General features: G+C 58.7%; 13 protein-coding genes and 1 pseudogene. 2 read left to right on the top strand and 12 right to left on the bottom strand.

Annotation, left to right across the window (positions count from 1 at the left end; all coding sequences use genetic code 11):
- From J6497_RS39635 to J6497_RS42360, 7 genes and pseudogenes are all read right to left on the bottom strand, one after another.
- Positions 1–496, bottom strand: a 496-nt coding sequence (locus J6497_RS39635; protein WP_225709584.1) for an IS110 family RNA-guided transposase, incomplete at its 3' end; no start/stop codon positions are given.
- A 62-nt stretch (positions 497–558) separates the two neighbouring features.
- Entirely contained in the window at positions 559–1,005 is a 447-nt protein-coding gene (locus tag J6497_RS39630) for an IS110 family transposase (RefSeq protein WP_225709583.1), read from the bottom strand.
- Positions 1,006–1,364: 359 nt separating this feature from the next.
- Positions 1,365–1,802: a CopG family transcriptional regulator gene (locus J6497_RS39625; protein ID WP_225709582.1), complete on the bottom strand. Its 438-nt coding sequence runs from the start codon at positions 1,800–1,802 to the stop codon at positions 1,365–1,367.
- A gap of 31 nt (positions 1,803–1,833) precedes the next feature.
- Positions 1,834–2,922 (bottom strand): annotated as a pseudogene (locus tag J6497_RS39620) (type IV secretory system conjugative DNA transfer family protein); the annotation flags it as partial.
- The gene (locus J6497_RS39615; RefSeq protein WP_225709581.1) at positions 2,877–3,737 is read right to left on the bottom strand and encodes a hypothetical protein; all 861 of its coding nucleotides are present in this window, start codon (positions 3,735–3,737) and stop codon (positions 2,877–2,879) included. The pseudogene J6497_RS39620 and the gene J6497_RS39615, both read right to left, overlap by 46 nt.
- A gap of 17 nt (positions 3,738–3,754) precedes the next feature.
- Positions 3,755–4,741 carry an AAA family ATPase gene (locus tag J6497_RS39610; RefSeq protein WP_225709580.1) on the bottom strand — a complete coding sequence of 329 codons (987 nt, stop codon included), beginning with the start codon at positions 4,739–4,741 and terminating at the stop codon, positions 3,755–3,757.
- Between the two features lie 200 nt (positions 4,742–4,941).
- Positions 4,942–5,142: an NAD(P)-binding domain-containing protein gene (locus tag J6497_RS42360; RefSeq protein ID WP_225709579.1), complete on the bottom strand. Its 201-nt coding sequence runs from the start codon at positions 5,140–5,142 to the stop codon at positions 4,942–4,944.
- A 71-nt stretch (positions 5,143–5,213) separates the two neighbouring features.
- On the opposite strand from J6497_RS42360, the gene J6497_RS39600 reads away from it, so the two are divergent.
- Positions 5,214–5,600, top strand: coding sequence for a hypothetical protein (locus tag J6497_RS39600; RefSeq protein ID WP_225709578.1), 387 nt, complete (start codon positions 5,214–5,216; stop codon positions 5,598–5,600).
- A gap of 594 nt (positions 5,601–6,194) precedes the next feature.
- On the opposite strand, the gene J6497_RS39595 is transcribed toward J6497_RS39600, so the two are convergent.
- From J6497_RS39595 to J6497_RS39585, 3 genes are all read right to left on the bottom strand, one after another.
- Positions 6,195–6,638 carry a hypothetical protein gene (locus J6497_RS39595; protein WP_225709577.1) on the bottom strand — a complete coding sequence of 148 codons (444 nt, stop codon included), beginning with the start codon at positions 6,636–6,638 and terminating at the stop codon, positions 6,195–6,197.
- Positions 6,639–6,944: 306 nt separating this feature from the next.
- A complete protein-coding gene (locus J6497_RS39590; RefSeq protein ID WP_225709576.1) occupies positions 6,945–7,373 on the bottom strand; it encodes a hypothetical protein in 429 nt (142 codons plus the stop codon).
- Positions 7,374–8,033: 660 nt separating this feature from the next.
- Positions 8,034–8,273: a helix-turn-helix domain-containing protein gene (locus J6497_RS39585; RefSeq protein WP_225709575.1), complete on the bottom strand. Its 240-nt coding sequence runs from the start codon at positions 8,271–8,273 to the stop codon at positions 8,034–8,036.
- 89 nt (positions 8,274–8,362) lie between these two features.
- Between J6497_RS39585 and J6497_RS39580 the strand changes: the two genes are divergently transcribed.
- Positions 8,363–8,755: a hypothetical protein gene (locus J6497_RS39580; RefSeq protein WP_225709574.1), complete on the top strand. Its 393-nt coding sequence runs from the start codon at positions 8,363–8,365 to the stop codon at positions 8,753–8,755.
- A 17-nt stretch (positions 8,756–8,772) separates the two neighbouring features.
- Here the strand turns inward: J6497_RS39580 and J6497_RS39575 are convergent, their stop codons facing one another.
- Complete coding sequence (locus J6497_RS39575; RefSeq protein WP_225709573.1) at positions 8,773–9,000, bottom strand: DUF2274 domain-containing protein; 228 nt, start codon at positions 8,998–9,000, stop codon at positions 8,773–8,775.
- A gap of 5 nt (positions 9,001–9,005) precedes the next feature.
- Positions 9,006–9,981 (bottom strand): TraB/TrbI/VirB10 family type IV secretion system protein (locus J6497_RS39570; RefSeq protein ID WP_225709572.1); only part of this gene is annotated, 976 nt, incomplete at its 5' end.

Genomic DNA, 9,981 nt, shown 5'->3' with positions numbered 1-9,981 from the left:
GGAACTCGGTGCCATCGGTCCAGATGGCATGGAGGATGACAGCCATTTTGCGCGCGACGGCAACCTTCGCCTTTTTGGCGCCGATGCGTTTGGCCAGCTTGCTGCCCCAGCGCTTGAGCGCAGAACCTCGTCTGACAACGGTCAGCAGGACGTTCGCGGCCTCGAACAAATAAGTTCGAACCTGGTGGTCGCCGCGTTTGGAGATGCGGCCAGTGCGATCGATCTCACCGGATTGATGACGTCTTGGTGTTAGGCCGAGATAGGCGCCAACGTCGGCGGAATGTCTAAAGCGAGTGGGATCATCGATGGTAACGACGAAGGACAGGGCAGTCAGGGGACCGATACCAGGAACGGTCATCATTCGCCGAACAGTCTGGTCGCCCTTTGCCACTGCCAGGAGTTGTCGATCATATTTTTCGATTTGCTCGGTCAAACAGGACTGGGCAAGGAGCAGTGGCGCGAAAATATCTTGCAAATCCGGTGCTTCAGCGAGCACGGCGTTCAACTTTGCGAGCCAGGTTGGTCGAACCGGCCTTGCCGAGCACTATTCCCAGCTCCTTACACAGACCGCGCATCTGGTTGTCGAGGTCTCGCCGCAGATTCACCAACTTGGTTCGAGCCGCCAGCATCGAACGGGTGTTCCAGCTCTCCGCCCCTCTTCACGGCAACTTGCCAGTACCATCCCGTGCGGGCCATTTCGGCCAATCCCTTGGCATCGTTCTGGTCCGATTTGTTGATGCGCATCGATAACGCTGCGTTGGCATGACGCGCGTCAAGGCAGATGAAGGGAAAGCCCAGCGTCCTGAGCTGGCGCCAAAGCCAATTCGATAGCGAGCCCGTTTCAAAAACGATCCGCTCAGCATTGCCGGCATGCCGCCGCAAGAGTTTAGCGATGGCCTCTGGATCGGTGGGTGCGTTACCTTCGAATGTCACGCCGCCGTTCTCGTCCAAGACGCAAATGCTGGTCTCTTCCATAGAAATGTCCAAACCAAAGTACTGCTTCACAGAGTTGTTCCCTTTCGGTATTCCGCGGAGGCAGGATCCTATCCAACCTCGTGTCTTCGAGAAGCCGTCAGCCGCGATTACGCCATGTGAACAAGCCTCTAAGCGATCGAGCGGGAGTCTGTTTTTGGGATTTGGAGGTGTTTGAGATTGTAGGGATTTGGAGCTTGAGAGGACTCCAAACCTTGCAATTTGATTTATGGTTTTCCAGCGCCTGGAGCGCTCGATGTCGGAAGCGTGACAATAGGATGCCTGCTGTCTATCTTGGATTTCGGTTTTAGTGTGTAGTTCATCGCCCAACTCACCCGGCTGTCACTTCTGCAAAACGCAACCTGGCCTTTTTCTTAAGCTGTTGCGGCTCGCTATTCGCCCTCGGTACCCGCTCGTTCTGGGCCGGCGGAAGATTGAACGCCATCCAAGTCATCCGGGATTTCCTGCCTTAGCTTGGGCCCATGACTTAGTCGGCGGCCCAACGCGGCGACGAAATTATCATAACGCGCTCCAGCCTGTGCTCTTGCGGCCTTGGCGGCCGGTTCGGGGAGCGGCGGTGTCGTCGTGAGCCAGAAGCGGATGAAGAGAGCGATGGTCTCGATCGAAATCCCGACATCCCGCTCAAGGCGCGCGATCCGGCGGTCGATTTGGTCGAGGCGCTTGGCAATGGCGGCTTCACGCCGTTCATCGGCATCCGGCGACAGAAAGGACGCAATGGCGGCTTCGGCGATGAGCGACAGTGACTGCTCGCGCCGGGCGGCGTAGGCCGACAGCGTCGTCATGACATCCGGATCGAGATAGACCGACATCTAGGCCTTCTTCTTCGCGGTCATGCCTGCCTCACAATCCAAGATCATCGCCAGGATCGAGCGCCGCCTGGCGCGCGACGCCCTGCATGATGTCGGTCATGCGCCTGATCCGCGGGGCATCCTCATCGAGTTCGTCAGCGAGGTCAGACGCGAACTCGTTGTCGAGCGGTTCCTTGTTTTCCACGATGTCTCGATCCATTTCCGGCGGCCGCCGGCGATCGGCGGTCTTTGGATCTTCGTCGTCCGTCTGGTCGTCGGTCGACGCCTCTAATGCTGTTGGGCGCGGCGGCAGTGGCCGGGAACTCCAATCGTTCGGCCGGCCCTCATTGGGTTTGGTCAGCGTCGGCGGCGCCATGATGCGCTCCTGGAAGCGTCCGTCCTCGTAATAGCGCGCCTTCTTGGCGCGGATCGGATGGAGACCCGACATCATGACGATCTCATCTGACGGCGGCAGCTGCATCATCTCGCCGGGCGTCAGCAGCGGGCGGGCGGTTTCCGACCGCGACACCATCAGGTGGCCCAGCCAAGGCGCGAGCCGGCTGCCGGCATAGTTCTTCATCGCTTTCATCTCGGTCGCGGTTCCGAGCGCGTCGCTCACTCGTTTCGCGGTCCGCTCGTCGTTGGTCGCGAAGCTGACCCGGACGTGGCAGTTGTCGAGGATCGAGTTGTTGGGCCCGTAGGCCTTCTCGATCTGGTTTAGCGATTGGGCGATCAGGAAGCTCTTGATGCCGTAACCCGCCATGAAGGCTAGCGCGGACTCGAAGAAGTCGAGCCGGCCGAGCGCGGGGAATTCGTCGAGCATCAGGAGGAGCCGGCGCCGGCCGGCCTTGGCCTGCAGATCCTCAGTCAAGCGGCGGCCGATCTGGTTGAGGATGAGCCGGATCAGCGGCTTGGTGCGGTTGATGTCCGACGGCGGCACCACGAGGTAGAGCGTGGTGGGCCGGTCGGCGCCGACGATGTCGGTGATCCGCCAGTCGCAGCGCCGTGTCACCTCCGCCACCACCGGATCTCGGTAGAGGCCCAGGAACGACATGGCGGTACTCAAGACGCCGGAGCGTTCGTTGCCGGACTTGTTCAGCAGCTCGCGCGCGGCGGAAGCGACCACGGGATGGACGCTGGCGTCACGCGCTCGAGCAGTTCATCACTCCAATCTCGCTGCTCGGCGCCCCCAAGGCCCATGAAGAAGGATGGTGTATCCTTCGCGCGCCGCAACTCGGCCACGACATCGCTGTGAGCAACAAGCCGATCCAGCGTTGCTACGCTAGCGAGCGCAAGCATGACCTCTCGCTCGGGAAACTTGACGGCATGCGTGCGCAGAGTGAGGTCCAGCGCCTGGGCGATGCGCTCGAAATTCTCCCGGCGCCCCTTGCGCAGCCAAATCTCCCACCAGACCTGTTCGGTTGGTTGCTGCGGGAAAAGCGCATCATCGTCGGTATATAGCGATCGCGCCGTCGCCAGGCGCATGGTCTCAATCCGCGACACAAGCGGCTCGTTTCGCGGCCTTCCCTTCTTGGTGTCAGAGTCGCGATAGGCCTCCACCTTCCGCAGATAATAGTTCTCCGCTTGTTGCGGAACGAAAACCGAAGCGCGCAGCGGCCCCCCTTCTCCTACCGGTTCATGAACCGCGACAACTTCCATCTTTTGCCGTCGATCGGCCAGCTGATCTAGAGCGACGCGCTCGCGCACCGGCAGTTCGATATCGAGATAAAACCCTGGTAGGCCTACGGCTAGGTTGAGGTCGCGAGCGGCGATCTGCACGCGAGCCGTCTGAATGGCCTGTCCAATGGCCTGGATCAGCGCCGCTGCGTGGCCTGCACGATCGCGCTCGGGTACTGCAGGTGGTTCGATTTTCTGCTTGGGCCGCCGATATGGCTCTCGAACACCATTGTTGCGAAGATGGATATGGGGCCGGTCCCGAGAAAAATCGTCTGCCATTGCAACCTGTGCTGTCGCTAATCAGACAGCGAGGCCCGCCGGCGTTCCATCAGCGCTTGAACAAGCGCCTCCGATGTTATCCGTTTCCCGCCCCGCAAGAGTATCGTTTTGGCCGCGTCGTCCGCAGCTCTTACAATTTCTGCCTGAGATAAATTGTGCGCCTGCTCGACGGCCTGGCTCCAGTCAACACCGCGCGTGTCAAAGCGGTCGAGGCGCGCCTGCAGCAAGGCTTGAGCCAGGACCGGATCAGGCAACGCGTATTCAATGACATCGTCGAAACGACGGAAGAGCGCCTTGTCCAACAGCTCAGGATGGTTGGTCGCTGCGACGACGAGGCCGTGGCTTTCATCCTGCTCCAGGAATTGCAGGAAGGAGTTCAAGACACGGCGAATTTCGCCAACGTCCTGGCGCTCGCCGCGCCGGGCGCCGATCGCGTCGAACTCGTCGAAGAAGTAAACCCCGCGTGTTGCCTGCATGGCGTCGAAGACGAGCCGTAGCTTTCCAGCCGTCTCGCCCATGAACTTGGTGATCAGGCCATCCAGGACGATGGTGAACAATGGGAGGTGGAGTTCGCCGGCCAAGGCGGCCGCCGTCATCGTCTTGCCCGAGCCTGGCGGTCCCACCAGCACTAATTTGCGGCGCGGCTTCAGACCGTGCTCACGTAGGTTCTGCTGCTGCCTCTGCTCAATCAGCACACGTTCGAGCCGAAGCCGCAATTCGTCCGGGAGAACCATGTCGGTCAGACGCAGGTCCGGATAACCAGCGTGCAGCAGCCCGGCCAATTCGCCTTTCGGCTGGACCAAGGGAACTGGCCGCGCCGTTTTGGTCATTGCAGCGCCGGTTGCCTTGGCCTGGTCAATCAGCTCTTTCAGTTCCTGCGCCAGCTTGCCATGACCCTGCCGGGCCTCATGCGCGGCAAGCTGCATTGCGGTGGCGAGGAAACGCTCCCCGTCGCCGGCAATGTGGCTCTTCAGCAAACTGACAATGTGACGAGCGGTCGACATGGGTCTTCAGTCTAATTGATCAATGCCGGCCTGGTTGCATTTGCCAGCGTTGTCCACGTTAACGTTTTGGCCACCGATTGTATCGGGAATTCGTGTCTATTCCCTTGCGATTCCTCACAAATCTCGACCCGCAGCCAGAAAGCTTTAGCATTTCTGGCGGCGTGCCGCCAGCTGCGACCGTCTCAGCGCACAGTTGACGTTCACTCAGAACATAGTCGGTCGCGGCCAATTGAAGCATCGGCCACCGTCCCAGCCGTGGCCCCGGCGCCAAGCTCCGCCATAAGAGACGACAGAGAGTCCGGTCCACTGCTGTTGCTCAGAATAACCGCGATCTCTGCGTTCAAGAGGTGTCGCGCGAAAGCCTGGGCGACGTTCGCAGCACCGATAATGCCAATACTCATGACCGTTCAATCCTTTGATTGCCGTCAACCGATGTCAGCAACACGGCGCCGGTTCGTGCCGGTTGTTCGGCATGGACGACGGGGACGGCGACTTGCGCGAGGTCATATTCGGCAGCGACGGGAAACAGGTCGGGGGCGGTGCGCGGCAGTTGGCGGCGGGCAAGAACGGTCCCGACTTCCTGCGGAAGACCGCGACTCTGAATGGAAAACAGGCATTAAGCGCGGACAACGGAGGCCGGTGGGCTGCTCCATCCCTCGGGTTCGATTCTGATCCTGCGCGCTTGCAAGTGGTTATGCACGGCGTCGATGAAGTGCATGTTCATATCTTCGTCGAGATCACGTCTGATGCATATTTGGATTCCCGCCCCAGCCGACTCCTCAGCGGCTCGGCGCAGCATCCTTTCAGCGTCGACCGCGAGGATCAAAGCTGCTGCGGCTGCGAGGTCAGGAAGCGTTGAATAGTCAACCCGCTTGCGGCTCCGATAAAATTCCAAATGTTCGAACCAAGCGTGCAGGATCCAATTCTCGGAGCCCTGTTCAACTTTGCGTCGGAGTACGATGCTGGTGCCCTTCAAGGGCGTGGCATTGACCAGCGCGACCGCTTCCCGACCATCGAATCCTCCGGCTTTCAGACGTTTGGGGACCCACGGATAGCTAGCAAGATCGCGGTTGTCCCCGACAATGCGTAATCCCTCGGGGTAGTGAGGGAACAACTTGTGTGCATCGTCTGTCCAACCGCGAAAGATGTCGTACGGAGAAACACCGCCCCATTTGGAGAACCCCGCCACCCACCGACCATCCATCGGGCGCAGACCGTTCGGAGTAAAATCCGGCATCTCACCAGGCGGGGCCAAGTCATTTCGTCGCCCATTGGACTGGGGATGGCGAGACAATATCGGATCGTTGACCCGTCCGCCTCTCGCTCGGTCATAGATGAGACGGCAGGGAGCCCCTAGGTCGACAAGATCGCTGACATCGGATTGGACCCCGGCGAGGAGTGGATGCCGCCGTGGCCCATAAAGAGCGCGTTCCGTTATCCATGTTTCTGCCGATCAGACCAGGCCGCGGCTGGTCGGAACGTCGTCGCGGCGCGACAGAAGCTCCTTGAGGTGCCGCTTCATCAAAGCATAATCCGCGAGATATTCTGGGCGCCGACTCGTTTCGAGCGCTAGATCGACGTCTCCTACTGCCTCCTCACCTCGCATCAAGCTGCCAAAAACCCAGACCCGTTCAACGTATCGGACCGCATCTGGATCTTGGTTGAGCATTTCGACATGGCGCAGGAAATCGTCCAGTACCATCTGCGCCTGAGCCAAAGGTGTCCGGCGCACGACCCTTCCGCGAGCAACAGTCTCACCTTTTTCCGAGACCGTAAATCCATCTTTGAGTTCGATCAGCCCGCGATCGAGGCACTCTTCAAACACGATAGCGCCGTCACGGCGGAGCGGAAAAACCGACTTGAGGTCAATCAGATTTCCGGGCGACCCCGTTCTCATGAATCCACGAAGCGCGTTCTTGAAAACGGCGGCTTGTAACCCGCAATCATTATATCTCGACCAAAACTGACGCCCATCGTGCGCTCGGAGAACGGAAACTGCAGAAGCTATCGACCATCATCTCCACAGAGAGGTACGACGTTGTTTGGCGATAACGGCGCCGCTCGCGGCGCCAACGAGGCAGGCCGCAACTCCTCCGGAAGAATCTCTGGATTGTAACGCTCAATGAGCTGCCGGATGCGACGCACATCACGCCACTTTCGGTGCGTAATCAGATTAGAATAATGATGATCCGTTCGATGCCAGTCAAAATCTGTCAGCTTCCACCCACCTGGATGCCAGCGCACGGACAGATTTGTTCATCTTGGTGATATGCGCAGAGACCTCGATACGTGGCTTACCTAGGCGGTCCTTTTCCAAGCGCGATCGGACCTGAGCAAAATCGAGTATCTGCCAGTTAAAAAGCTTTGCAAAGGCTTCTCCAGGACGATCGCTCAGCCAGCCGATCAGATCGGAAAGAACCGTCTTCGTATTTGGCGGCCGGTCATGTCGCTCGATATCGTGGACTTCAAGGCTGAGACGACCAAGTTCTCTCAGAATATGGGAAACATATTCGCCTACAGGCTCGATCATGGCGCCGCTGTACCAGTTGACAGGACGGAACAACTTTAATTTGGGGGGCAACGGTGGGCGAACGATGCGTCGCGAACCCTTGCGACCCGCTTGTTTGGCCATCTCGTTCTCCGATTTCACTTCTGTGAAAATACTGATTTGGGCCTTTAAAGCCAATTTGGGATGGTCTGCCTCCTACGAGGAGGAATGTGGCACTACTTAAAAAAACGGAGCGGAGAAGAAGGAAGGCTTGGCGAGGCATTCGAAGGCCATCCTCGACTTATAACTTGAACTAGAACCACAGGATTTTAAGCGATGTCAAGTTTCGCGCAGTCTGCCGGACGAAAAGCGAAACCTGCGGCGATGGGTTAAAGAGCCCCTAAGCTCGGCGTTCGCTACCATCGCGCGTACGAAATCGTAGGCCATCGCGGTTTGGCCCTGGAAATCGTGGGCGGGAGAGCGAGTCGAATCCCCGACCCGAACTATCCGCTTCTAGTTCTGTAGCAAGCGGTATCCTGCGGGGACGGGCAGAACACATTGTCCGTTTTGCTCGCCCCAATATCCTATTCTACGACGAGCACGTGATCGACCTGTACCATCGGACCTGCTGGCTGCATCGAATGGGCCGAAGATACAAAAACGAAGGAAAATTCGCACAGCAATCTGGCCGCGGGAAACGTCGCATGAGAGCCGTTTGTTCTCGGCCACCATCTCGCGAAGGTCTTGGAAAATAAGAATTTTCCTTTGGTGGGCGCACCAGGGCTCGAACCTGGGACCCGCTGATTAAGAGTCCGCGAGGCTACCTGGCCGATGTCGACGACGACGAACCAGTTCCTCTGGGTCAACACCTAAAGCGGTGGCGATCCGCTCAAGTACCAGAAGCGAGGGATTTCTTTTGCCGGTTTCGACACCACTCAAATACGTCTGATGGACTTTGCACATGTCGGCGAGCTCTTCTTGGCTGAGTTTCTTTGCTCGGCGCAATTCCTGAATGTTTAGGCCGACTCGGTCCTGCAAGCGCATGCAGGGAAAGCAAAAGAAACTGCGCTATCAGCCCATAGACTATGAGTCATAAAATGCGTAATCTAGCTGTCGCTGGTGGCAGTTAGGAAGTGACCAATTCAGTGCAGCTACACCTTCGTCCCTTCGTCGAAAATGACCGAATAATTACGAACGTGGGTTATCGCGACGCATTGACTGGGCGAGTCGCAGCCTCGGTTGAAATTTCGTCCGAATTAATCGAACGTGCCGTTCTCGCCAACGTTTCGGTGGAGATCGCCTTTTCTACTGACGGAGAAATTATTTCGGCTGCAAGTAGCGACACGTCGACGTCCCCCGCGAAGAAGGTCCATGTTGACGACCTCGTGAAAGCATTCTTGGCCAGCGAGAACCTTCATATGGAGGAGGCGACGGTAGTCGACTTGAGAAGACTTCTTGAGAGGCTCGAAGAATCAGTTCGAGCGGTGCAGCGATCGATCGTCCTTATCGAGCAGGCGTCGAATTGAGTCCCGAGGGCTCAGAACTAGGCGGTCTCCGGCTTGCTCCGTCTTTCCCTCCCGCCCCTCCTAAAATCCGTATCAGCGTCGAGAAATGCCTCGAGCATGAACGGAATGAGCTCGCCAACCTCCTCCCGGCTGCCGTAAGTCTCGGCATAGAAATCAGCATACTCGCGCAGCCGCTTCGCAAGGCTGGGCGTCAGTACAATATTCATCTTGACCGGCGTCCGATCGGGAAGCTTCGCAAGCTTCATGTCACTCACTTTCCCTTCGCCGCGGTTTGAACCTCCTGATGGGGCTTCAACACCAGGTCCTTCGAAACAATCACCCGCAGCGGCCATCCTGGCCGCACGGTGATCGTCGGCTGCACGTCGAGCTCCCGTTCGATCAGCCTTTGCCCCGCACGATTGGTCGTCTGCTGTGTGCTTTCCCGCAGTGCCTTGACGAGATCGCTCTCGTCATTACCGATTGAAAGTTGGGTCCCTACCCCAATCAGCGTTGCCAGAGCCACGCCCTTGAGCAGTTGCCAAGTGTGGAAATCTACCTGGTCCTCAAGACCGGCATAACCTGCGACATCGGTCGCCGGAAGGTTCTCGATCACGATCGAGTTGCCATTCGGCAGGATGAGCCGTGTCCACACAACCAGGGCTCGCTTCTGGCCGAACGCAACGACGCTGTCGTACTTGCCAACGAGCCGCGTCCCCTGCGGTATCAGGAGATGCTCGCCCGTCACCGTGTCATAGACGTTTTCCGTGACCTGAGCGATGGTGGCGCCGGGCAAGTCTGAATTCAGACCCGTCACAAGACTCGCCGGAATGATCGATCCCGCCATCACCGCGTAGGTGGACGGTGCCGGCACAAGAGCATGAGGATTGGTGGTCTCGGTGTCGGCTTTCGCTCCGACAAAGGCTAGCTTCCGCGCCTGCGATGAGGGAATGATCTCGCCGGAGCGGTCAACCATTGCCCGCGTCGTCTGTGCCAACTCGGCAGCAGACGACGATGCATCGGCAGCCGGCGGACGGAAGGCAGACGCTGGGTTGGCCGCAACGTCCGCCGTACTTGCCTGTTTCCGCTTCTCCTGCTTCTCCGAAAGCCGGAAAAACAACCCCGACTCCTTTGCCTGTTGGGCGATGCGCGCTTGCCGGATCCGCTCTGCCCGCTCGGCATCCTCTTCCGGATTGGTGCGGAAGCCGGCCTCAGACGCGCCAGCCACCCCCGCCTTCTTCTCGTTCTCG

The organism is Bradyrhizobium cenepequi, assembly GCF_020329485.1.
Classification (GTDB): Bacteria; Pseudomonadota; Alphaproteobacteria; order Rhizobiales; family Xanthobacteraceae; genus Bradyrhizobium; species Bradyrhizobium cenepequi.
Note: the sequence above shows the minus strand (reverse complement) of the source record. Positions and strands in the feature narration are given on the sequence as shown.

Excerpts from the sequence above, each read along its gene's own strand:
- J6497_RS39625 (WP_225709582.1), bottom strand. The coding sequence starts at position 1,802 with ATGTCGGTCTATCTCGATCCGGATGTCATGACGACGCTGTCGGCCTAC.
- J6497_RS39615 (WP_225709581.1), bottom strand. The coding sequence starts at position 3,737 with ATGGCAGACGATTTTTCTCGGGACCGGCCCCATATCCATCTTCGCAAC.
- J6497_RS39610 (WP_225709580.1), bottom strand. The coding sequence starts at position 4,741 with ATGTCGACCGCTCGTCACATTGTCAGTTTGCTGAAGAGCCACATTGCC.
- J6497_RS42360 (WP_225709579.1), bottom strand. The coding sequence starts at position 5,142 with ATGAGTATTGGCATTATCGGTGCTGCGAACGTCGCCCAGGCTTTCGCG.
- J6497_RS39600 (WP_225709578.1), top strand. The coding sequence starts at position 5,214 with ATGGACGACGGGGACGGCGACTTGCGCGAGGTCATATTCGGCAGCGAC.
- J6497_RS39595 (WP_225709577.1), bottom strand. The coding sequence starts at position 6,638 with ATGAGAACGGGGTCGCCCGGAAATCTGATTGACCTCAAGTCGGTTTTT.
- J6497_RS39590 (WP_225709576.1), bottom strand. The coding sequence starts at position 7,373 with ATGGCCAAACAAGCGGGTCGCAAGGGTTCGCGACGCATCGTTCGCCCA.
- J6497_RS39585 (WP_225709575.1), bottom strand. The coding sequence starts at position 8,273 with ATGCGCTTGCAGGACCGAGTCGGCCTAAACATTCAGGAATTGCGCCGA.
- J6497_RS39575 (WP_225709573.1), bottom strand. The coding sequence starts at position 9,000 with ATGAAGCTTGCGAAGCTTCCCGATCGGACGCCGGTCAAGATGAATATT.